General features: G+C 55.9%; 1 other RNA gene. It reads left to right on the top strand.

Annotated features, from left to right (window positions below):
* Window positions 1-211, top strand: a transfer-messenger RNA (tmRNA) gene (gene ssrA, locus D7X12_RS45805); the annotation flags it as partial.
* Window positions 212-388 lie beyond the last annotated feature (177 nt).

Below are 388 nucleotides of genomic sequence, written 5' to 3'. Positions count from 1 at the left end.
GAGCAATCCATCGACTTCGATCTGCAAAGATAATTACATTGGCTGGTTTCTGTCCGGGTACCTTGGATAGAAACGAGAAAATAGGGTGCTGGCGTCCGGTTTAGCGTGCGACTGCGCGATTCCGGAAGCGAGATCAAAACAGATCGCTAAACATGTAGAACTGCGCGATGAAGGCTTGCGGACGGGGGTTCGAATCCCCCCAGCTCCACCACATCAAGATCCGGCGACTTGTCGCCGAGATCCAGGAACCCCGGCTTCTCCTCTGAGAGTCGGGGTTTTTTCATGCACGGAAGTCCAGCGAGTTCCTTTGACAGCCAGGGGACCACGAGGGAGCATCCCGGGGGAACAGGGCCGATCTCCAGCCCTTCTTTTGGGATCGGTTCTCCAC

This window comes from Corallococcus sicarius, from assembly GCF_003611735.1.
Classification (GTDB): domain Bacteria; phylum Myxococcota; class Myxococcia; order Myxococcales; family Myxococcaceae; genus Corallococcus; species Corallococcus sicarius.
This window is presented reverse-complemented; position numbering and strand designations above follow the sequence as displayed.